Annotated in this window: 13 protein-coding genes; 3 read left to right on the top strand and 10 right to left on the bottom strand. The window is 75.9% G+C overall.

Annotated elements, in window-relative coordinates:
- Positions 1–177: 177 nt before the first annotated feature.
- Genes OO63_RS34510 through OO63_RS34500 form a run of 3 tightly spaced genes read left to right on the top strand, consistent with a single transcriptional unit; the run spans position 178 to position 3,189 of the window.
- Positions 178–837: a vWA domain-containing protein gene (locus OO63_RS34510; protein ID WP_033264736.1), complete on the top strand. Its 660-nt coding sequence runs from the start codon at positions 178–180 to the stop codon at positions 835–837.
- Entirely contained in the window at positions 834–1,817 is a 984-nt protein-coding gene (locus tag OO63_RS34505; RefSeq protein ID WP_051811448.1) for a protein phosphatase 2C domain-containing protein, read from the top strand. The genes OO63_RS34510 and OO63_RS34505 overlap by 4 nt, the downstream gene beginning before the upstream one ends.
- A gap of 19 nt (positions 1,818–1,836) precedes the next feature.
- On the top strand, positions 1,837–3,189 hold the full coding sequence (locus OO63_RS34500) for a protein kinase domain-containing protein (protein ID WP_030360300.1): 1,353 nt from the start codon (positions 1,837–1,839) through the stop codon (positions 3,187–3,189).
- A gap of 130 nt (positions 3,190–3,319) precedes the next feature.
- Here the strand turns inward: OO63_RS34500 and OO63_RS34495 are convergent, their stop codons facing one another.
- The 10 genes from OO63_RS34495 to OO63_RS34450 all read right to left on the bottom strand — a co-directional run bounded on the left by OO63_RS34495 (position 3,320) and on the right by OO63_RS34450 (position 22,293).
- Positions 3,320–5,500, bottom strand: a complete 2,181-nt coding sequence (locus tag OO63_RS34495) for a hypothetical protein (protein ID WP_030360301.1) — start codon at positions 5,498–5,500, stop codon at positions 3,320–3,322.
- A 3-nt stretch (positions 5,501–5,503) separates the two neighbouring features.
- Positions 5,504–6,001 (bottom strand): hypothetical protein, encoded by a 498-nt coding sequence (locus OO63_RS34490; protein ID WP_030360302.1) that lies wholly within the window; start codon positions 5,999–6,001, stop codon positions 5,504–5,506.
- Positions 5,998–7,662 (bottom strand): hypothetical protein, encoded by a 1,665-nt coding sequence (locus OO63_RS42640; RefSeq protein WP_051811446.1) that lies wholly within the window; start codon positions 7,660–7,662, stop codon positions 5,998–6,000. Before OO63_RS42640 ends, OO63_RS34490 begins: the two co-directional genes overlap by 4 nt.
- Positions 7,663–7,750: 88 nt before the next feature.
- Positions 7,751–9,802: an Hsp70 family protein gene (locus OO63_RS34480; RefSeq protein ID WP_030360304.1), complete on the bottom strand. Its 2,052-nt coding sequence runs from the start codon at positions 9,800–9,802 to the stop codon at positions 7,751–7,753.
- Positions 9,799–11,940 carry an Hsp70 family protein gene (locus OO63_RS34475; RefSeq protein WP_030360305.1) on the bottom strand — a complete coding sequence of 714 codons (2,142 nt, stop codon included), beginning with the start codon at positions 11,938–11,940 and terminating at the stop codon, positions 9,799–9,801. Before OO63_RS34475 ends, OO63_RS34480 begins: the two co-directional genes overlap by 4 nt.
- Complete coding sequence (locus tag OO63_RS42635) at positions 11,937–12,482, bottom strand: nucleotide exchange factor GrpE (RefSeq protein ID WP_030360306.1); 546 nt, start codon at positions 12,480–12,482, stop codon at positions 11,937–11,939. The genes OO63_RS34475 and OO63_RS42635 overlap by 4 nt, the downstream gene beginning before the upstream one ends.
- A gap of 22 nt (positions 12,483–12,504) precedes the next feature.
- Entirely contained in the window at positions 12,505–12,852 is a 348-nt protein-coding gene (locus tag OO63_RS34465) for a BTB/POZ domain-containing protein (protein WP_030360307.1), read from the bottom strand.
- Positions 12,849–19,463, bottom strand: a complete 6,615-nt coding sequence (locus tag OO63_RS34460) for a CHAT domain-containing protein (protein WP_030360308.1) — start codon at positions 19,461–19,463, stop codon at positions 12,849–12,851. The genes OO63_RS34465 and OO63_RS34460 overlap by 4 nt, the downstream gene beginning before the upstream one ends.
- Positions 19,464–19,472: 9 nt before the next feature.
- Positions 19,473–21,689: a tetratricopeptide repeat protein gene (locus OO63_RS46155; protein ID WP_169786652.1), complete on the bottom strand. Its 2,217-nt coding sequence runs from the start codon at positions 21,687–21,689 to the stop codon at positions 19,473–19,475.
- A 127-nt stretch (positions 21,690–21,816) separates the two neighbouring features.
- Positions 21,817–22,293, bottom strand: coding sequence for a hypothetical protein (locus OO63_RS34450; RefSeq protein WP_030360310.1), 477 nt, complete (start codon positions 22,291–22,293; stop codon positions 21,817–21,819).
- Between the last annotated feature and the right edge of the window lie 3 nt (positions 22,294–22,296).

Raw genomic sequence — 22,296 nt, 5'->3', positions numbered from 1 at the left:
CCCGCACCGTCCCGCAACCGCGCCTCGTTCCCCGTACGTCACCTCGTACTGAGGAACCGTCAGCACCCGACCTGATCCACCCCGATCCACCTGGAGAGGACCAGCGTGAGCCGAACGAACAGCACCAGCGTCACCCGTGAGTCCAGCGAGACCGCCGACAACTTCCCCGGCGGCTCCATGGCGAGCCGCCCCGTGCACTTCATCTGGATGCTCGACTGCTCGGGCTCCATGAGCGTCAACGGCAAGATCGGGCAGCTGAACTTCGCCATCCGCGAGGCCATCCCGGAGATGCGGCAGGCCGCCGACGCCAACCCCGCCGCGTCGCTGCTCGTGCGGGCCATCTCGTTCGCCAGCGGCGCGAGCTGGCACGTCGGCGAGCCGACCCCGGTCGACAGCTTCTCCTGGGAGGACGTGCACACCTACGGCGGCACCGACATGGGCGCCGCCTTCAAGCTGGCCGCCGGGGCCCTTCAGACCCCGCCGATGCCGCAGCGCGCCCTGCCCCCGGTGCTCGCCCTCGCCTCCGACGGCCAGCCCACCGACGACTGGCGTGCGGGCCTGCGCGCCATCGACAGCACGCCCTGGGGCAAGCGGGCCGTGCGCGTCGCCGTCGCCATCGGGGACGACGCGGACAAGAGCATGCTGAAGGAGTTCCTCGCCAACCCCGAGCTGGAGCCGCTGCAGGCCAAGAACCCGCGCCAGCTCGCCGCCGCCATCCGCTGGATGTCGACCGCCGTCGTGAAGGACGCCTCCACCCCCAAGGTCGAGGACGCCAAACCCGCGGCGCCGGTGGGCCCGCCGCTGACCAAGGGCGGCGACGAAGACGAGATCTGGTGACCGCGGTCCGTGCGCCGCTCGACCGGGCAGCGGACTGGGAGCTGCTCCGCGGCGCCGTCAAGGGCGTCGCCAAGAAGTACAGCCAGGACCAGTGCGCCGCCAAGGCCACCGCGGGCGGCCGCGCCGTCGTCCTGACGGTCGCCGACGGCCACGGCTCCGCCGCGCACTTCCGCAGCGACCAGGGAGCGCGCTGGGCCGTCGAGGAGTTCACGGCCTGCGCCGAGGTCTTCGCCCACGAGGCGGTGCGGCTCGGCGCCGACGCGGCGAACTGGCCGGAGCTGCGCGCCGAGGCCCGGCTCCTTCCGAGGGCCGTCGGGCACCGCTGGCAGCAGCGGGCCCTGGTGCACGACGCCAGCTCGCCCGCGCACGGCGCGGGGCCCGCCCGGCGCGCCGCGGCCCGCGCCCGCCGCGACCAGGAAGGCCCCGCCGGGACCTGGGACCTCGCCGCGTACGGCAGCACCCTGCTCGGCGCCGTCCTGACCCCGCACATGCTGCTGTGCTGGCAGTTGGGCGACGGGGACATCGTGCTCGTCGACGACGACGGCGTACCGCGCACACCGCTGTCCACCGGACCCGACATGGGCGACGAGACCGACTCGCTGTGCGAGCCGGAGCCCTGGCGCAAGACCCGCACCCACTGGCAGCCCCTCACCGGCGGTCCGCCGCCGGCCGTGCTGCTCTCCACCGACGGGCTCTCCAAGAGCTTCGCCGACCACCAGGGCTTCCTGGACTTCGCCACCGGCGTGTGCGAACGCGCCGTCGGCCAGGGCGTCGCCGCCGTCCAGGGACAGCTGGAGGACTGGCTGGCGCGGGCGGCGAAGTACTCGGGGGACGACACGACGCTCGTGGCGGCCTTCGCGACGGCGACGGCGACGGCGACGGCGACGGCAACGGCGACGGCGGGCGCGGAGCGCGGCGCGCCCGGCACGGCGTCCGACGACGCGCCCGGCACGGCACCGGAAGGAACGACAACGGCATGACGGAAGGAACGGGGACCGCATGAGCAACGGCATGCTCGCCACCGGCAAGAAGCTGGTGACCGAGGCCGGGGAACAGGTCACGGTCGGGGAGCTCTTCGGATCCGGCGGCCAGGGCGAGGTGTACCGGGTGTCCACGGTCCGCGGCGACCGCGCCGTGAAGTGGTACTACCCGCAGCTCGCCGACGCCCGCCAGCGGCACATCCTGGAAGGGCTCATCGAGAAGGGCTGGGACGACGACCGCTTCCTGTGGCCGCGGTCCATCGTCATGGACCCCGACGGCAAGGAGCCCGGCTTCGGCTATCTGATGGACGTGCGCCCCGCGCGCTTCCAGGACCTGCCCGCGCTGTTCCGGCGCGATCCGTCCGTGAAGGACGCGACGATGCGCACGCTGGTGACGGTCGCCCTGCACACCGTCGAGGCGTACCGCGCGCTGCACTCCAAGGGCATCGCCTACCGCGACATCAACTGGGGCAACATCTTCTTCGACCCGCGCACCGGCGACGTCCTGGTCTGCGACAACGACAACGCGGTCGTCGAGGGCGGCACCGCGGGCGTCGCCGGGACCATGGACTTCATGGCGCCGGAGCTGGTGCGCGGCGACCGGGGCGCGCAGCCCGGCACCCAGACCGACCTGCACTCACTCGCCGTGCTCCTGTTCCTGCTCCTGATGAACGAGCACCCCTTCAACGGGGCGCTCGCCATGCGCATCCACTGCATGGGCGAGGCCGCCAAACGCAAGCTGTACGGCACCGACCCGGTCTTCGTGTACGACCCGGCGGACACCCGCAACCGTCCCGTCGCCGGTGAGCAGCCGACCGTCATCGCCACCTGGGCCGCGCTGCCGCAGATCCTGCGCGACCTGTTCGTGCAGACGTTCACCGACGGCCTGAGGACGCCCGCGAAGCGGGTCCGCGAGACGCAGTGGCGGGACGCGCTCAGCCAGGTCCTCGACGCCATCACCCAGTGCCGCGCGTGCGGCAGGCAGAACCTGACGCAGCCCGACGGCACCCCGCCGGACTGCTGGAAGTGCGGCCGGCCCCTCCAGCTCCCGCCCCGCCTCGAACTGGTCACCGCCACCGGCACCACCCTGCGCACCCGCCGCGGCATCCGCCTCGACCCGAGCGCCCGCGTCTACGCCCACCACCTGGACGGCGACCCCGACCGGCACGACTTCCGCGCGATCGTCGGCGAGGTCACCGAACACCCCAAGCAGCGCGGCCGGTACGGCCTGACCAACCGCACCCAGAACGTGTGGACGGTCCGCAAGGACGACGGTTCGGTACGCGAGGTGGAGCCGGGCCGCACCATCGCGCTGCAGTCCGGGCTGCTCCTGGAGTTCGGGGGCGGGGTGGAGGCGGAGGTGAAGGAGTAGAGGGGGCGGAGGTCAAGGAGTAGAGGGGGCGGGGGAGTCCGGGCTCCGGGCTCCCCCGGCTCCGGGCCGAGGGGAGTCCGGCGGGCAGGGGAGCGGCAGGTCCGTCCTGGCGCCGGTGCCGCGCGGGGCCTCAGCCCCGGCGGGCACCGGTCCGCAGCCAGCGGCGCCACCACTTCCGCCACAGCGGGGGCTCCGGCGGGGGCGGCGGCAGGTGCGCCGCGGGCAGGCCGGCGTGCGCGGGCGGCGCGGGAACGGCGACCGCGTCCGGGCGGGTCAGCGGCGTGACCGTGACGGTGCAGGCGGTGTCCGGCACGGCCAGCTCGACCGCGCCGAGCCGCTGCCGGTGTGTGCTGCGCGGCACGCGACGGGAGTCGCCGCGCGTGCCGTCGTGCCAGCCGACCTCCACGAGCACGGCGGGCTCCGGCCAGCTGAACCACGCGTTGGCGCGCCCGCGCGCGAGGCGGACCACCGTCAAGTCCTTGACCGGGGCCGGACTTTCGACGACGACGCTGGGTCCGGCCACCGCGCGGTCGCCGAGCACGCTCACCGCCGTCATCCGCAGCCGCCCCGCCACCGGCGGGTTCACTTCGAGCAGCAGGTCCCGTGCGTCCTCCGGGCGCGGGCGCGGCTCCGGCAGCTCCGGCGCGTCCCCGCCGGGCGGGTCCCCGGCCGTCAGGCGGGCGAAGCGCTCCGACACGTCCGTGCCCGGCTCGACCGGACCTCCCGGCCACGGCACCAGCGTGCTCCAGCCGCGCATCGGCGCGCGCCACCCGAGCACCACCCGGTCCCCGGCGAGCTCGGCGGCCACCTCCGCCACGGGGGTCGGCCACTCGTCGACGCGGGCCATGACGTGCACACCCGGCGACCGCACGACGGTGCCGCCGGGTCCCGGATAGCCGCAGCTCACCCGGTACGTGTAGATCCCCGGGGGCAGCGCGTCGTCCACCAGGCCCCGATGTCCGCAGGGCACGACGTTCGGCCCGCGCTCCGCGCCGACGTCCGGCACGTCGTAGCGCAGCACCTCGATGTCGACGGCAGCCGGGTGCGGCCGCCAGTGCACCTGGACGCCGCCCGGCACGGGCTTGGTCAGGAGCCCCTCGACGTCCGGGGCGACGAGGACCGGCGCGGTGACGCGCGGCACCCCGGCGACGCGGTCGCCGCGCAGCGGCAGGACGGCGTAGCGCAGGACGCGGCCCAGCGGCGCGGCCGGGTCGTGGGCCGTGAGCAGCCGTGCCTCCGGGGCGGCCACGTCGATCCGCGTGATCTCGGTGGTGGTCTCCGGGGCTTCGTCGGCGAAGCACAGGACGGCGTACGTCACGGGGGTGGCGGGGCGCGTGCCCGGCACGTGCGGGGTCCGCCAACTCAGGCCGACCCCACGGTCGTTCGTCCACGCCTGGACCGCGGTCTGCTCGGCGGCGGACGGCGCGTCGGCCAGCGCGGTGGCCGCCCGAAGCAGGCCCGCCCGCAGCTCAGGCGCGTCCGTGGCCTGCCGCAGCGCGCCGAGCCACGTGGTGGCCGCCGCCCGCGGGTCGCCGCCCTCCTGCGCCCTGCGGGCCGCGTACGCGAGGAACCGCACCTTCGCGGAGCGGGTCCGCAGGGCCCCGAGCAGCGTGGCCAGGGCGTGGTCGTCCGGCGCGGCCGGAAGGAGGTCCGCGAGGTGCTCGGCGCGGCGCAGTCGGACGCTCGGCCAGACGTCGTTGAACTCCTCCGCCGCGCGGCGTTCCGTCCCGTCGGCCGGGAACGCGTCGTCGACGGCGGCGGCCAGGAGGCGGGCCTCGCTGCGGTGCACGCCGAGCGTGGCGGCGTCGTCGGCGGTCGTCGCCGCGTACGCGCCGCCGCCGAGCGTGCCGCCCTTGCCGTCGTCGCCGTCCTTCAGCAGGCAGCACAGCTCCCACAGGACGATGTGCCGCAGGCCCATCGGGTGGTCGCGCGCCAGGGTCTCCAGGACGTCGGCGACCGCCGCCGCCGTCAGCGCGCGCGGGTCGGCCGACGTCTGCCAGGCCTCCCGCGCCCGCCGTACGAACGGCACGTCCACGCGCTGCCACAGCCCGCCCCGGCCGGGGAACCAGAGGCCGTCGAGCACACGGAAGCCGTCGTCCGTCTCCGCCCTCGGCAGGGTGCCGAAGACACCGCCCGCCGCCCGCAGCCGCCCCGGCTCCCGCAACAGGTCGGCGGCGTGCCGGAAGCCCAAGCCCCTGATGCTGCCCCGAAGTTGGCGGTAGCCGCGCATGCCGGGGAACTGGGGGAGCACGGGCAGCGGCGGGAGCGCGCCGTCGGTGCCCCGGACGCCGGGCCGCCAGGTCGTCGCCACCGGTCAGCCTCCCGGAGCGGTGAAGAAGTACACCCGGACCACGGCGGTCGACGGGTCGTTGCCGAGGTCGTGGAAGTCGTCCGTCGCCGTCTTCCGCGTGAACATCTCCGGACGGCCCTCGCCGAGCAGCGAGTTGACGCGGTGGGCGTACGTCGTGCCGCTCTGCCCGCCGCCGAAGGTCAGCACCAGCGCGGCGGTCCTGCCCTGCCACTTCTTGGTGGACCGGCCGATCTGCGCCACGAGCGCGTCCTTGTCCGTGCCCTTGACCTCGAACTCCTCGGGCGTGCGCTCCACCGAGCGCGGCCCCGTGGGCTTCGGCTTCGGCGACTTCGTCCCGTCCGCGCTGTTCGACGGCTTCGGACGCGCGGCGAGCGGGTCGGGCCGGTCGGCCATCGACACCAAGGCCAGGACGAGCAGCAGGTCGGCGAAGAGCCAGCCCGCGAGGACGACGCCCGCGACCCGACTGCCCGTGCCCCGCCCGCGCCGCCGGGACGGGCTCACGCGTCACCCCCGGACGACGGGGGAGCGGACGGGCGCCGGGTGGGCGGGCGCAGGGCGCGGGTGCGGTTCGATGCGACGTCCGACGCGGTGTCCGGGGTGGCGTCCGAAGGCGTGCCCGAGGGGGTGTCCGAGGGGGTGTCCGAGGGCGTGTCCGAGGGGACTGGCGCGGTCGGCCGGGGCGGTGGGGCGTCCTGTGGGGTGGTGGCGCGGGGTGCGTCCTGCGGAGTGCGCGTGGGCGCAGGTGTCGGTGCCGGGGCCGGTGTCGGCTCCGGGGCCGCGGATCGTGCCTGCGTCGGGCTGCCCTCGGGTGCCCGGGTCTCGGCCGCGCGGGGCCCGGGCACGGGGGCCCCGTTCGTGCTGCCGGGCGGCGGCGTCGGGGTGCCGTAGGGGCCCGTCGACGTGTCGTACGAGGGCAGCGGCGTGCCGTACGGCTCCGTGTCGGGCGACCCGTACGCGCCGGCCTGCGGTGCCCCGTACAGGTCCGCCGGACGCGCCGCGCCATTGCGTACGGGCGGCGCCCCCGCCGTGGCGCCCGCGGCGGACCGCACGCCCGACTCCACCCGGGCCGCCGCGTCCTGCCAGTGGGCCGCCGCCGCGTCCCAGCGCTCCGTGGCCTCGCGTATGCCGTCCATCGCGTCGCTCGTGCGGCCGGTGCTCGTGACCAGGGCCTGGGAGGCCTGTTGGGTGGCGCGGGCGACCGACTCCGACTTGGTCACGAGCTCCCGCTGCGCGGTGACCAGGGCCTGGAGCGAGGTCTCGACCGTCGTGCCCGCCGCCTTCACGCGCTCGGCGATGACGTCGGCGGCGGCGGTGTTCGCGGCGCCCGCCTGGACCGTCGCCGCCTGGACGTCGCGCAGCGTGGTCTCCATGCGGTTCGCCGCCGCGCCCAGCTTCGGCACCTCCTCGGTGAGCTTGGTCGCGGCGTCCTGGAGCGACGTCGTCGCGCTCGCCACCGCCCCGGCCGTCGCCGTCAGCTCCTTGTGGTTCTTCTCGGCCTTGGCGGCGAGGGAGTTCATCTGCCGGGCGGCCTTGGTCAGTTCGGTCGCGAACTGCTGCGGTGAGGCGCTGCGGTGCTGGGCGAGCAGCATCTGGAGCCGGGTGAGCACCGAGGCGAGCCGGGCGAGCAGCCGTTCGCGCTCCGCCTCCTGGTCGGCCTCCTCCTGGTCGGCGCGCCAGCGCACGCGCGCGTGGACGACCGAGAGCAGCACGAGCAGGGCGATGAGGACGACCGCCGTCAGCGCCACGTTCTCGAAGCGGCCGAGCGGCGACAGATGCCCGCCGAAGCCGGACTGCCACAGCTGGAGGAAGGGCCGCGTCGCCTCCTTGCGGTTCTCCTCGGCGAGTTCCCCGTACGCGCGCACGGCGTCCCGCAGGCCGAACCAGGTGATCAGCAGCGGGATGAAGACGAGGACGCCGAGCGCGGCCTCCAGGAGACCGTCGCGGCGCGCCGACGGGCGGGAGCCGGACGCGGTGACGGTCTCGGGGCGGACGTAGGCGTGCACGAGGTCCAGCTCGGCCCACTTGTCGAGCCGCTTGCCGTGCGTCAAGTCGTCGGCCAGAGCCTGGAGTTCGGCGGCGCGCGGGCTGAGCGCAGGTCTGCCCGCGAGGTCCTGAAGCTGCTTGATGAGATCCTGCTTGTCCAGCAGTTCCGCGGGCGTCAAACGCGTACTCCCTGTCTCGGAGTGGCTTGAGGAGGCCGTCCCGGGCCGGTGGCGCGAGCGCCGGGGCGCCGCGCCCGGGGAGGCCTCGTCAGTCGAGGACGTCCCCCCGGCCGCGCCGGTTCCTGCCGTCACGGCCGAGCAGACGCGACAGCGCCTCGGCCCCGGGGTGTTCACGGTCCCACACGAGGCACTTGCCAAGGGCCTCAATCGCCTCATCCCGCGCACCGATCCGGTGCAGTTCCTCCGCGTGCCGGAAGGTGCGCCGCGCGAGCAGCCCCCGCACCCGCTCGTTCGTCGGGTCGTGGCCGTAGGCGCACCGCAGCCACCGCTCGGCGTCCGCGAAGTGCTCCGGCGACATGTCGGCCATCGCGGCCGCGCAGTGCACGTCGATCATCGCGTCGAGGACGTCGGCGCGGTCCGCGTGCGCGGTGGCCTCCTGCCAGGCCCGATGGGAGGCCTGCACGGCCTGCTCGTACCGCCCGCTCTCCAACAGGAGCCGAGCGCGGGCGAGTTGACGCTCGGTGGTGCGGCCGGGGCGCTGCCGCACGACGCGGCCTTCGGCGTCCGGCTGGTCCTGCCGCTCCGGGGGACCGGCGCCCTCCGGTCGGCCTTCCCCGGCCCTCGTGCCCGTGCCCGTGCCCGTGCCCGTGCCTGTGCCTGTGTCCGGGCCCGCGTCCGCGTCCGTGGACGCACCCGCGCTCGCGCCCGTGGACCCACCCGCACTCGCACCCGGGTCCGCACCAGCCCCCGCACCCATGGACACGGACCCGCCCCCGTCCGCACCCCCGTCCGCCCCCGTCCCAAGACCGGCCTCAAGCCCCGCAAGGAGTTCCCGCGCCTCCGTCACGATGTCCCGCAGCAGCGCCACCGCCTCCTGCCTGCGCCCCTGCCGGGCCAGGTCCCTGGCGCGGGCCACGTCCTGGCGCGGCGCGGCCGGGGTGCCGTCGGCGGGGGCGTCGGACGGGGCGTCGAGGGGGAAGAGGGTCGCGGTGAGGGCGGGGGCGTCGGCGAGGGTGTCGCGGGCCGGGTCGGCGGGTTCGAGGAGGCCTTCCTCCAGGGCCGTCGAGCGGGACGAGGGGGCGCCGCCGCCCCCGAGCCGCACGGCGTGCTTGAGGGCGCCGAGGGCGAGCAGCTCCGGCGGCCCGTGGGCGGTGCGCCGGCCGAGGCCCGCGACGCCCGCGCGCACCTGTTCCATCCGCGTGCCGCCGCCGACCAGGAGCAGGGTGTCCACGTCCCCGCGCGGCACCGCGGACTCGTCGAGCAGCGCCTGGGCGCGCCGCACGGTGCGGCGCACGTGCGGCTCCAGGAAGGCGTCCAGGTTCGGCCGGGTGATGCCCATGCGCAGGGCGGGCCCGGTGCCCAGGTCGAGGGTGAGTGCCGCGAAGTCCGTGACCGCGGCCCCGTCCCCGGCGGGTGGTCCCGTCAGCGCCTCCCGTGCCCGCTGCGCCCGCTCGCGCAGGCCGAGCCACACCTCGGCCGGGGCGCCCGTCACGGACGCGGGACCGCGGTGCGCCAGCAGGAGCCGCACCGCGGACTCCAGGGCGGCCTCGTCGAAGGCGCGGCCCCCCGAGGTGGCCGCGCCGACGTAGCCGAGGGCGCGGCAGTGCCCGCGCACGCCCCGCACCAGGCCGAGTTCGAACCCCTCGTACCCCATGCCGTACACGAGGAACGTGCCGCTGTCGCGGTCCGTGGTGTGCCCCATGACCGCGGCCATCGAGTCGCTGATCAGCCGCACGGGCGTGAGCCCGGCCTCGCTCGCCGCGTCCCGCAGGGCCTGGCGCTGCGCCGACTGGAAGGACGCGGGCACACTCACGACGGTCTGCGCGACCCAGGCGTCCGCCTGCTCCTCGACGCGCTCGCGCAGCGCCCTGAAGAGCCGCACCACGACCGTGTCCACGTCGACCGACTGCCCCCGCCACGGGACCGAACGGCCCCCGGCGACCAGGGACTTCAAGCTCGGGAACGTCACCGGGAGCACGCCCGAACCGGCCGGGGCACACCCCAGCCACGGGGGCCCGTCCGCGGGCAGGTCGAGGCGGCGCACCTGCTGTCCCGACCCCGCGAAGAGGGCCCGCACCCCGGTGGCGCCGAAGTCCACGCCGAGGCTGACGCGGTCCGCCCCGGCCCTGGCTGCCGTCATCCGCCGGCCGTGTCGTCGGGAACCTGGAGGATGCCTCCGTAGTCCTTCTTGCTGGGCAGGGTCGGCACCGCGCGCTCCGAGTAGGCCACGGCGATCATGCTGCGCAGGTTCTTGGCCTGCTCGGCGGTCTGGATGGTGTTGCCCTGCCGATGGGCGGCCTTGACCTGCTCGACGGCGTCACTGATCGCGTTGACCGTCTCCAACGGGGCGCCGTCCGAGGCCAGTTCGGCCTGCCGGAACTGACTGGCGAGCCCGCACTGGTGGTACATGTCGTCGAGGAGCAGCTCGGTCAGGCGCTTGTACTCGCGGCTGTCGCCCATCTCCACGGCCCGCTGCGCCTGCGCGATGTCGCGGCGCGCCTTCATCTCCTGCGTCTGCTCGATGTAGGTGCCGTACTGCTTGAGGAAGCGCTGGGCCTCCCGCACGGCGAGCCCCAGCTCCTCGCGCAGCACGGCGCTGTCGACCTCCTGCTCGGTCTCGGGCGGCGGGGTGCGGGGCTTCTCGCGCCGGGGTGTCGCCTCCAGGACCATGTCCGTGCCGCGCACGGAGATCCGCACGGTGATGATGCGGTCCGCGGAGTAGTTGAACGACACGTCCACATGGCAGTTGATCTCGATCTCCTGCGGCAGCTCGAACTCCACCACGCCCTGCTCGTGGTTCTCGCTCGCCACATGACTGTCGCCCTCGTACACCGGCACCCGGATCAGTCTGCTGTCCGTCGCGTGGAACGTGCGCTGGCGCGGCTCGGGCAGCGGATAGGGGGAGCCCGCGGGGATGATCTGGACGAACACGTCCCGCTGCGCGCCCTTCACCGCGGCGATCCCCATGGCCATGGGCGTCGACTCGAACAGGCCCGTGGAGCCCACCGGACGCCCGTTGACCAGGCTCTGCCCGCAGTCCGCGCACGTCTCGGCGGCGTACTCGTTGGTCCGGGCGCACTTCAAGGCGGGGCACTCCACGCCGTCGAGGGTCTCCGCGAGCACGCCCGCGCCGTACGCCACGCACTCCATCGGGTTGATGTTGCGGCGCACCTTGTCGGCGCCGAAGAACGCCTCCACCGCCTCGTACACCGGGCGGGTCAGCGTGCCGCCGCCGACGAGCAGCACGTCGGAGATGTCGCCGGGCTTCAGCTCGAAGCCCGACAGGGTCTCCTTGACCAGGTCCATGGTGCGGGTCACCAGGGGCGCGATCATCGCCTGGAACTCGTCGCGGGTCAGCGCCATCTCGACGTCGACGATGCCCTCGGGCCCGCGGTACGCGGCCGGGATCACGATGTACGTCTCCGGCAGCTCGTTCAGCTCCCGCTTGGCCGCCTCCGCCGCCTTCTTCGCCTGGAACAGGAACTCCTTGTCGCCCGCCGGGTCCACGCCCCGCTCGGCGCGCATCCAGGCGATGATCCGCTCCACGATCACCAGGTCGAAGTCGTCGCCGCCCAGCCAGATGTCCCCGGCGGAGCGAAGGACCTGGAACTGGCTGTTCCCCTCACGGTCCTTGACGGTGTTCAGGACGGAGATGTCGAAGGTGCCGCCACCCAGGTCGTACACCAGGACACGGCTGCGGGCGCCGTCCGGCTTGTGCAGGCCGAAGGCGACCGCGGCCGCCGTCGGCTCGTCGACGATCTTCTTCACCACCAGGCCCGCGCGCTCCGCGGCCTCCCGCGTCGCCGCCCGCTGCGCGTCGCGGAAGTACGCGGGCACCGTGATCACCGCGTGCGTGACCTGCTCGCCGAGGGTGCGCGCCGCGTCCCGCACCAGCTTGTCGAGGATGACGCTGGAGATCTCGGCGGGCTTGCGGGTGCGGCCCCCGAGCGTCACATGGGCGCGCGGGTCGTCGTCGGGACCCGGCACGATCTCGTAGCTGAGCCGGTCGCGGGCCTCGGCCACCGAGGTGTCCGCGAAGTCCCGGCCCATCAGGCGCTTCACCGACACGATGGTGTCCCTGGGCTGGCGCACCGCCCAGTTCAGGGCGTCCTCGCCGACGATCGTCTGCTCCTTGCCGTCGCGCCGCACCAGGCCCACGACGGACGGTGTGAGCCGGTCGCCCTTGCTGTTGGTGAGCACCGCGATGTCGCCGCGGTGCGGATCGTGGGCGGCGACGGCGCTGTTCGTCGTGCCGAGGTCGATCCCGATGGCCTTCATCCGTGCGTGGTCCCTTCCCGTGGTGCCCTGCCTGTCCCGCCGTCGGCGCCCTCTTCGGCCGCCGCGACCACGACCCGGGCGGCGCGCAGCACCTGACCCCGGTATCGATACCCGCGCCGCACGACCTCAAGGACCTCGTCGTCGACCGCCCCGGACGGGACGGCGCGCACCTCGACGACGTGGTGCGTCGCCGGGTCCGCGCGCTCCCCGGCGCGCCCGAACACCTCCAGGCCCTCGTCCGTGACCGCCGACTCCAGCTGCCGCACGACGAGTTCGAGACTGCGGTGGTACGCGGCCGGGTCCGCGCCGTCCGGCCCTTCGGCGAGGAGGCGCCCGCAGGCGTCCAGCGTGTCGGCGCACACCAGGAGCAGCCGCTCGGTGTGCGCCCGGTGCGCGGCGTCCCGGGCGGCCAGCGCCCTGGAGCCCTCGTACGCGGCCAGGGCGGCGGCCCCGTACGAGGCGGCGGATTCCTGGGGGTCCTGGGGGTCCAGGGGGTCGTCGGGATCCGGGCGCGGGGGGCCCGGCGGGTCCATCGGGTTCATGTGCGCGCCTCCTTTCGGGTGGTCAGACGTCGAAGCGGACGAGGTCGGCGAGGAGGCGGGCGGCGGCCTCGTCGGACAAGGGGGCGCCGGGGTCGGGCCCGCCCTGTTCCCGGAGCAGCCGGTCGATCTCCGCGACGGCTTCCGGGAGTTCGTCGGCGAGGTCCACGTCGTACCGGAACAGATCGACGAGCAGCCGTCCCGGCACGGTGCGCAGCTCGTCCCAGGCCGCCTGCGTGAACGGTGTCATCAGGCGCCGCGCGAGCAGTTCGAACGGCACGTCCCGCAGCTCCGCGTGCGAGGTCCACGGCGTCACGCCGGCCTCGGCGAGGACGTCGTAGGGGCTCGGTGCGCTGTCCGGATCCTTGATCACGAGGGGTCGCCTCCTTCGGTGGTCAGGGCCGTGAGCCAGCGGCTCACCGCGTCGAGCAGCGCCCGCCGGACCCTGGCGTCCATGACGTCGGCGCGGGTGGCGCGGATCAGGTGGTGCAGGGCCCTGCGGACGTCACCGCGGGCGAGTTCGGCCTCCGCGCGGTCGGTCAGCGCGGCCGCCCAGGACGCCAGGTCGTTCTCGTCGGGGGGCGGCTCCGCGCCGTCGCTGCGCATCAGCTCGCCCACGCCCACGACGCCCAGGTCCGTGGCGAGCAGCCGGTCGAGTTCCTCCAGGCTCTCGCCGAGGGTCTCGCGGTAGTTGTGGGTGAGGGCCTGGCCGAGGCCCACGTCGAGCAGGCCGAGCGCCTCGTGCAACAGGCGCAGGCGGGCGGGGAGTTCGTCGGTGCGGGCGTCCAGGGTGAAGACGAGGGCGCGGGCCAGGTTGTCGCGGGCGTGGTTGGACGCCGGGTTCAGGGCGAGGGCGCGGCGCAGGTCGGCCTCCGCGCCGTACACGTCGGAGCGCATGCCGTGCTTGGTGCGGGTGTAGCCGCGCCACACGCCCCGCATCGAGTACAGCGACGACAGCCGCCCGTCGAGCTGGTCGCGCACCTCCCGCTCCAGCGGGTGCAGCACCGGCGGCACCGCCTCCACGAGCGTGATCGCCTCGTCCAGGACGTCGCCGCGGCGCACCAGGTCCTCGTCGAGCAGCGCCTCCACCCGCCCGAGCACGGTCCGCACCAGCGCCTTCTTCGCCCGCGCCGTCATCCCCGCGCGGCGCGCCACCCGCACCAGGCGCTCCCACTGCTCCTGCGCCCGGCCGAGCCCGCACTCGCCGTCGGCGAGCGCCGTCCGCGACAGCTCGAGGCGTACGCGGACGGCCAGTTCGACGCCGTCCTGCAGCAACCGCGCGTGCCGGTGCGGCAGATGGACGTACGCCGGGTCCCGGCGCAGGAACTCCTGGCAGTACGCGCACCCCTCGATGTGGCGGCGCGGGTCGGACGCGGCGGCGGGGCCCGCGCAGTCGTCGGGGAGCGTCGTCAGGGTGGGGAACGCGGGCAGGGCGCGCAGCGCGGGCTCGAACTTGTGCACCGCGCACAGCGTGAGGGCCCGGGCAAGGCCCGAGAACGCCCAGCGCAGCTCCCGCACCGCGTACTCGCCCGGGTCCTTGCCGTCCTTCGCCGCGACGTCCAGGTCCGCGGCCAGGTCGGCGAGCGGCAGTTGCAGCTCCAGGAGGCGTACGTAGCGTGGGCCGCAGGCGAGGGCGGCGCGCGCCCCCGGCACCCCGGCGAGGCCGCCGACGTCCTTGAGGATCCGCGCGCCCGCGAGCTCCGCCTCCAGGAACTCCGCCAACTCCTCGTACCTCGCCGCCTGTTGCGGCCGGTCCTGCTCGGTGTGCCGCTGCTCGCACGCCTGGAGCAGGCCGAACAGATGGCGGCTCAGCTCCCAGCGCAGCCGCGTCATGTCCTCATGGGTCAGCTTCCGTTCGTAGCAGGCGGCCCGCTCGGCCCGCCAGCCGTCCCAGTACGCGTCGTCGCTCAGCAGCGTGGCCCAGTACGCGAGCGCCAACTCCCAGGTCCGCACCGCGTGTTCCCATGCTCCGCTCTGCTCCAGGTCCTGCGCCTGCCACAGCCGGGCCACGGCAAGGCCGTGCGCGGCCGCCATGTCGCCCGGCGCGGCGGCGAGCCGCCGCTCCCACTCGGCGGTGGCCGCGTCGCGGCCCCTCGCGAGGAGCAGGAGCAGCGGCGCGTCGCCCGGGAAACGCTCGCACAGCACGTCCACGAAGCCGGGCCCCGCGTGCTCGTCGTCCGGCGACAGCGTGGCGAGCGCCGCCCGCACGCCGTCCGGCCGCTGCCAGCGGTACAGCAGCGCGTCCACCTGCAACCGCCGTCCCGGCAGCCGCAGTTGGTCCCACGCGACCCGCTCCGACCATGTCATCGCGCCGCGTTCCAGGAGCGTGTACGAGGCGTCGCTCACCGCGGCCATGGACACGCCCGGGTGCACGCCCGCCGTGCGCAGCGCCCGATAGGGGTACGTCTCGTCGCGCAGCGCGAACGGGTCCGCGGCCAGCGGCCCCCGCGTGGGGCCGTCGGCCCACGGCAGCAGCTCGATGAGGCGCCGCAGCCTGCGGCGGCGCACGTCGGCGCGGTCGAGCCGGTCCGCCGCCCGCCCGTACGCCTCGACGGCCTCGCTCCACCGGCCCTCCGCCTCCAGGGACCGGCCCCGCGCGTACGCCAGATGAGCGTCCGCGTCCCCGTGCCCCCGGCACTCCTCGAACGCCTCGGCGGCCCGCCGCCACTCCTGGTGCGCGTCCGCGAGCCTGCCCCGGGCGTACGCGGCGACGGCGGGCGCGTCCCGGTACGCGCCCAGCGCCCCGGCCGCCGTCACCACGGCCGCCCACTCGCCGTCGGCCTCGGCGGCGCGGACCCGGGCGTACTCCGCCCGTGCGGCGTGATCCCGCCCTTCGCCCGCACCGCTCGTGCCGTCCGCGTCGCCCGTCCCGCCGAGCTGGTCGTACGCGGCGGCGACCTCCCGCCACGCGGCGGCCGCCCCCGGCGCCGCACCCCGCGCCTCGACCGCTTCCTCGGCCACCCGGGCCCTCGCGTACCGCCGTCGCGGCGTCACGTCCGCCCACGCGTCGGGCAGCACGACCAGCGCGTGCAGGGCGTCGGCCCACCGGGAGGCGAGCTCGTGGGTGCGGGCGAGCGCGTAGAGGTGGAGGTGGAGGGATTCGCGGGTGGTGGGGGTGAGGAAGTCCGGGGTGCTGGTGCTGGCGATGGCGTTGCTGGTGGGGGAGTTCAGGGGGGCGGTGCACGTCGGGGTGTGTGGTGTGGGGCTGATGGTGGCGGCGGTGTCTGGTGTGGAGTCGGCGGTGGCGGAGGTGTGGGGAGAGGGGCTGATGGTGGCGGGAGTGTGCAGTGAGGAGCTGACGGTGGCGGGGGTGCTCGGCGTGGGGCTGACCGTGGCGGCGGTGTCCGGAGCGGCGCCGGGTGGGGCAGGGGCAGGGGGAGTGGTGGCGTCGCCTGCCGGGTCGGGAGCGGGTGGCGGCAGGGGGGTGCGGGGCGGCGGCACGGCGCCACCGGATGCGCCGTCGGTGAACGCGCGGGCGTAGATGGCGCAGGCCGCCGCCCAGTCGCCCCGGCCCTCCGCGCGGCGGCCCTCCACCTTGCGGCGCAGCGGGGCCACGGTGCCGTCGCGGGCGGCGTCGGGGAGGTCGGCCAGGAGCCCGGAGGCGGCGGCCCAGTCCCCGCGGCCGTCGGCGGCGGCACGGGCCCGGGCGTAGAGGCGGCGCACCTTCACCTCGCCGTCGGCGTACTCGTCCGGCAGCCCGCCGAACCCGTCGATGACGCCGTCCCACTCGCCTTGTGCGTCAGCGAACATGCCACGGGAGTAACGAAGTTGGGCCTGGACGTCGACGAACTCGGCGGGCAGTGCGGCCAGGTGGGCCACGGCGGCGCCCCAGTCGCGCGACTCCTGGCAGCGCCGGCCCTGGGCGTAGGACCAGCGGAGGGTGACGTCGCTGCCGCTCGTGGTTCCGTTGTCGGCCACCGCCTCCCGGCAGATGCCGAAGGCGGCGCTGGCCGTGGCCCAGTCGCCCGCGTCGGCGGCGACGCGGCCGCGTGCGTAGGCGTGGCGGACGGGGGCGTCGGAGATGTCCGGGGCGTCCGGCGGGCCGGGGGTGTCGGTGCGGGGCGGGCCGGAAGGGGCGGGGCTTACGCCATGGTCGCCGTTGGCGGTGCGCGGGGGAGCGGAGGGTTTCGGCGGGGCCGGCGGCGGGGAGGTCGGGCTGCCGCCGGGGAACAGCCGGTCGGCCGTGACCGCGCCGTTCTCGCCGGGCGCACCCGCGTCGGCACCAGCCGCCCCGCTTGCGGTGGGTGTGCCGGTCCCGGTGCTCGGCGCACTGATTGCGGTGGGTGTGCCCGTCCCGGTGCTCGGCGCACAGATTCCGGTGGGTGTGCCGGTCCCGGCCCCCGCCGCACTGTTCCCGGCGAGTGCGCCGACTTCAGCGTCGACGTCGTACCCGGAACGTGCCCGCTCCCCGGGGCCCGCCTGTTGCGCGGTGCCTGCGCCCTCGCGCCCTGTGGCCGCACGGGCCCCGGCCCGCAGGCCGTACCCGGCACCTGCCCCCTCCCCGAGGGCTGCCCGTTCCCCGGGACTCGCCTGTTGCCCGGCGCCTGCCTGCTGCCCGGCGCCCGCCGCGCTGCTCTCTGTGGCCGCGTCGACTCCGTTCCGCAGGCCGTACCCGGCACCTGCCCCCTCCCCGAGGGCTGCCCGTTCCCCGGGACTCGCCTGTTGCCCGGCGCCCGCCTGTTCCCCGGTGCCTGCGCCCTCGCGCCCTGTGGCCGCACCGGCCCCGGCCCGCAAGCCGTCCCCGGCACCTTCCTGTTCCCCGGCGCCCGCCGCCCTGCTCTCCGTGGCCGCGCCGACTCCGTCCCGCAAGCCGTCTCCAGCACCTGCTCTCTCCCCGAGGGCTGCCCGATCCCCGGCACTCGCCTGTTGCCCGGCGCGCGCCTGTTCGCCGGTGCCTGCGCCCCCGCGCCCCGTGGCCGCGCCGACTCCGTCCCGCAAGCCGTACCCGGCACCTGCCCCCGAGCTGCCGTCCACGTCCTCCCCGGTGCCCGACCCCTCCTGGACAGCCGCCCTCTCGCCACCGCCCACGCCCTCCCCGACACCCCCGCGGCCCAACGCGCCCCCGCCCGCCTCCACGCAGACGCCGAACTCCTCCATCGCTCCCTGCCAGTCACCCGCGCCCTCCGCGATGCGGCCCCGCGCGTATGCCGCGCGTGCGGTGAGGGTCGGGTCGGTGGGGTGGAGCGCCAGGGCCTCGGCGTAGGCGTGGGCGGCCTGGGGCCAGTCCGTGGCGTGGTGGGCGCGGGTGGCCGTCGTGAGGGCCGTGGCGAGGCGGAGGTGGGTGCGGGCCGCCGTGAGGCGGGAGCGGGGGGTGGGGGAGTCGGGGGTGGTGGCGAGGATCTGTTCGTAGAGGGCGATCGCGGTGGGCCAGTCGGCGGCGGCCTCCGCGGCCCGCGCCCGGTCGGCCAGGTCGGCGGCGTGGCGCAGCCGGTCCGCGCGGTCGACGAGCGCGGCGGGCAGCGGGCACGGCAGCGCCTCGCCGACCGCGGCGAGGCGCCGCGCCGCGTCCGCCCCGTCACGCCCGGCGGCGAGCACCCCGCACAGCGCGTCAAGAGCGGGCCAGGCCAGCTCGAACGCCGCCTCGTCCCGCAACTGCCGCTGCTCGTCCTCGTACTGCCGCGTCGGTGTCCGCAGGATCCGGAGGACCTGCGCCCACTCGCCGCGGTCGCGCTCGAAGCGCGCCGCGTCGATCAACGTCGCCGCGCCCACGTGCCCCACGGGCCGCTGGAAGGCGCGCAGGGCCTCCGCGCCCTCGCGCAGCGGGTCGGGCGCCGCGCTGTCGTCGTCGCGCACCTCGCGCGCCTTGAACAGCCACCCGTGCCGGTACCCCGCGTGCAGGAACAGCGCGGGCGTCGCCCACTCGACGGCGGTGTGCCGCGGCAGATGGGAGATGCGGCGGCGCGCGGCGGCCATCGACTCGTCGACGGTCCGGTTCGCCGCGAGCCCCTTCAGGAGTTCCGGGCTGAAGCGGCCCGCCGACACGTCGCTGACCCGGCCGCGCATGGCGACGACGGCGGGCACGCCCCCGCCGACCAGCGCCTGCGCGAGCCCGGAGAACGGCTCGGAGTGCACGCCGTCGGGGCCCGAACTGTCGGCTCCGGAACAGAGGTTGAGGACGGCGAGGCGCAGCCGGGGTGCCTTGAGGAGGATGCCGCTCAGGAGGTCGGCGGGGACCGGGTCCACACCGCCGCGGTCCGTCTCCAGGTGGACGACACCCTTGCCGAGGTCCTCGTCGTACGTTCCGTGGGCGATGAGGAGCACGGCCGTGGGCAGGTCGCCGTGTGCGCCGAGCGCCGCCTCCAGGCGCTCGCGGGTGGCCCGCTCGACGACGGTGGTACGGACGGCCACCTCGGGCAACTCGTGGCGCAGAGCGGCCACTTCGGTGTCCACGCGCAGCGCGGGACCCGACCCGGCAGGGGAGGCGCAGGCGACGACGAGGCGGATCAGGCTGGGCTCGTCCGCCGGGTCGGGCAGGCGGCGGCCGAGGGGCCCGCCGGGCAGCGAGCGGGCCAGGGAGTAGCCGGGGCCGAGGGCGAGGGACTGCTGCGGAAGGCCGGCGGGCGCGCACAGCGCTTCGAGGGGCAGTTCCCGCAGGTGCGGCGGCAGGTCGAAGCGGAGGCGCAGGCCGCGCGGCGGGCGCAGGCGCTGGGCGAGTTCGAGGGCTGCGGCCAGACAGCTCCCGGCCTCGCCGACTCCGCCCGCGCCGCCTCCCTGTCCTGCGCCGCCTCCCTGTCCCGCGCCGCCGAACAGCAACGCGTACACGTCCCGGCCGAGTTCACGCAGCTGCTCGGCCGTGTGCCGCTCGCCCATGGGGGCGAGGCCGAGGTCGGCCTCGACGAGCCGGTCCCAGCGGGCCCGGAACGCCGCGGGCGCGCCGTCCACGGTGATCACGCCGAGGGCACAGGCGGGGCCGCTGACGGCCACGAGGCAGTGGGACGGGCCGACCGGGCGGACCCGGATGCGCAGTTCCTCGTACTGGAGCACGGCCGTCGCTCACCTCCAGCTCTCGTCGAACTGCTCGCGTACGAAGTCGAGTTCGCCCTGTATCCGGTTCCGTTGCTCCGTGATCTCCGGGTCGTCGGGGAAGTGGGCGAGTGCGGCGGTCAGCTGCCCGACGGCCTCCTCCAGGGCGGTGCGCGCGCCGGACAGGCTGCCCGAGCCCCAGCGGCGCAGGGCCAGGCCGTGCAGCACGATACCGAGGCTGAGCTGTGCCCGCCGCAGTCGCGGTGCGATCGCCACGGAGCGCCGCAGGTCCCTCGCGGAGGTCTCCAGGTCGGGGTCCTCACGGTTGGCCTCGCGGATGCCGCGGTCGGCGAGCACGCGCGCCAACTGCCCGTCCAGGCGGGGTCGTTCGTTGGCGCCGATGACGGAGCGGGCCGTCTCCAGGGTGCCGGCCGCGCGGGTCAGGCGACCGGCGCGGTAGGCGTCCTTGGCGGCGGCGAGGGCGAGGCCGACGACGGCTGCCTGGGTGTGCCGGTAGCGCTCAAGACGTCTGCTGTGGACGAGGGCGCGGCGCCAGCACGCGGCGGCGGCGTCGAAGTCGGGCCGGTCGGCCGTGAGGTGGTCCCTGCCGAGGGTGACGCGGGCGGCCAGGGCCAGCTCCCTGGCGTCCCGGGCGAGCCGCCGGTGGCGGTCGGGGAGGCCCGAGTACCCGGGGTTGAGCGCGTCGAAGCGGGCGCAGTCCGGTTCGCAGACGGGCGCCGCGGCCGAGCCCGCCGCACGGGCCCGCGCGCGGCAGTCGCGGCAGCGCAGCTCGGCGAGGGCGGCGAGGGCGTCGCCGGGGAGTCCGGCGGTCAACTGGAGCTGGGCGAAGCCGAGTTCGGAGAAGGGGTGGACGAGGGTGGGGTGGGCGAGGTCGGTGTCGGCGGCGGTTCCCGTGCCGGTTCCTGTGCCGGTTCCTGTGGCGGTTCCTGTGCCGGTTCCTGTGCCTGTGCCCGTCTCGGCGTCGGCGCCTGTGGTGATCGCGGCCCCGCCCCCGGTGGCGGTGAAGACGCCGAACTCCCGTACCCGGCCGAGCGCGGCGATCGCCAGCGGGCCGCAGCGCAGCGGGGTGCCCCAGGGCCCGGGGAACCCTCCGGCCTCGTCGAGGAGCCGCGCGGCGTCGGCCTCGCGCTGGAGGAGCGCGTCCGGGGGCACGCGGCTGCCGCGGTCGCCCTCGTCGGGCAGGTGCCGCGCCACCCGGTCCCGCAGCCCGGCGCGGAGGTCGGGCACGAGGTCGGCGGCCACGTCCACGCCGTACCGCCGCCCGGCCGTGAGGCGTACGCGGTCCCAGAAGGAGACGTCGTACAGGAGGGCGCCCCAGGCGGCGACGGCGCGCTCGCAGGGCGGGGCGGCCGGGGGTGGGCCGTCGGTGCGGGGCTCCTGTGCCGGGGAGTTGAGGAGGGCGATCGCGAGGGCGTGGGTGACGCGGTGGTCGGAGGGGGCGCGCCGGGCGGCGGCGTCGAGGACGTCGACGGCGTGGGTCCGCCGCCCGCCCACGGCCAGGGCGACGCCGTACAGCGCCGCGTGGCCCCCGGTGTCCGGCGCGATGTCCCACGCCGCTCCGAACAGCGCGGCGGCTCGCGGCCAGTCCGGGTCGGCGCCGTCGAGCGCGGCGAGCCCGGCCTTGCGGAGCAGTGCGGCGATGCGAGGGGCGCCGCATGCGGGCCCGGGGGTGCTCTGCGGCTCTGGCTCCGGCTCGGAGGTGCCCTGTACGTCTGGCTCAGGAGCGCCTCGTACCCCCGATAGAACCGCCGCCACCCACCGCCCCTCGTCGTCGAGGACTCCATCCCGCTCCGCCGCACGAAGATCGGCCCGCGCCCCGTCCCGGTTCCCGGCGGCCACGCGTGCGTAGGCGCGCTGGACGAGGGCGCGCGGGTGGGGAGTGGTGCCCGCGAGGCAACGGGTGAAGTGGGCCTCGGCGGCGTCGAGTTCGCCCTGGTGGGCCAGGGCGCAGCCGAGCCAGAACAGAGGGGCGGAGTCGTCGGGGGCCGTGTCGTGGGCGAGGCGGAACTCGGCGAGGGCGCCGTCGAACTCTCCGGCGGCCAGCTGCAAGCGCCCGAGCCCCACGCGGGCCCGCGCGGTGACGCCGGGGCCGGGGGCGAGCGACAGGGCGAGCCGAAAGGACCGCTCGACGGCACCGGCATCAGCACCCGCGCTCGCGGCGCCACCTGCGCTTGCGGCGCCACCCGCGCCTGCGGCCCCACCCGCCATGCCACTCAAGCCACCCAAGTCCCCCACCCCCCACCGCCCGAGGTGAGCCTCCCCCTCCGCACAGGCACTCTCCGCGTCGGCGACGGCCGACTCCGTCCGTGGCTCCACTCCCACAAGCCCCCGTTCAGCAGCCGGTGACGGGCACTCAGCCCGCGGCCTCGTCCAACTCCGAGCGCCAGCGGCCGAGTCGGCGATCGTAGTGCAGCGGACCCATTCGGAACGTCGTCAAGTCGAGGCCCAGCAACTGCTCATACGCCTCGGCGGGCAGATCCGGTTCCAGGACGACGCTCAGGCCGCTCCGGTCGTCCTGGAGCACCAGGGGGCGCGGCACCCCGCCGTCGCCCGCGGCTCCCCGGCCCGCCGCGCGCCGCACCACGCCCTTGAACGACGCGTACGCGTCCCGCACCGCCTCCGCGCCCAGGCCGCCGAGGAAGGCCTGGAGCGGCAGGGAGACGAGGAGGAGCCACGGGAGGTCGCCGACGCCGCGGTGGTCGAGGGTCCGGCGGACGCGGGCGGTGCGGACGCCGAGGCCGTCGAGTGCCGCGGTGAGGTCCTGGCCGAGGGCTTCGGGGGCCTCCTGGTCGAGCAGCAGCTCCGCGCGCAGCGGCGGGGCGTCGGGCATGGG

The sequence above is a fragment of the Streptomyces alboflavus genome (genome assembly GCF_000716675.1).
Lineage (GTDB): Bacteria > Actinomycetota > Actinomycetes > Streptomycetales > Streptomycetaceae > Streptomyces > Streptomyces alboflavus.
The sequence above is the reverse complement of the archived record's forward strand: the minus strand, read 5'-3'. Positions and strand labels throughout refer to the sequence as shown.

Coding starts and splice junctions, on each gene's coding strand:
- OO63_RS34510 (WP_033264736.1), top strand. CDS start 178: ATGGCGAGCCGCCCCGTGCACTTCATCTGGATGCTCGACTGCTCGGGC.
- OO63_RS34500 (WP_030360300.1), top strand. CDS start 1,837: ATGAGCAACGGCATGCTCGCCACCGGCAAGAAGCTGGTGACCGAGGCC.
- OO63_RS34480 (WP_030360304.1), bottom strand. CDS start 9,802: ATGACGGCAGCCAGGGCCGGGGCGGACCGCGTCAGCCTCGGCGTGGAC.
- OO63_RS34475 (WP_030360305.1), bottom strand. CDS start 11,940: ATGAAGGCCATCGGGATCGACCTCGGCACGACGAACAGCGCCGTCGCC.
- OO63_RS42635 (WP_030360306.1), bottom strand. CDS start 12,482: ATGAACCCGATGGACCCGCCGGGCCCCCCGCGCCCGGATCCCGACGAC.
- OO63_RS34450 (WP_030360310.1), bottom strand. CDS start 22,293: ATGCCCGACGCCCCGCCGCTGCGCGCGGAGCTGCTGCTCGACCAGGAG.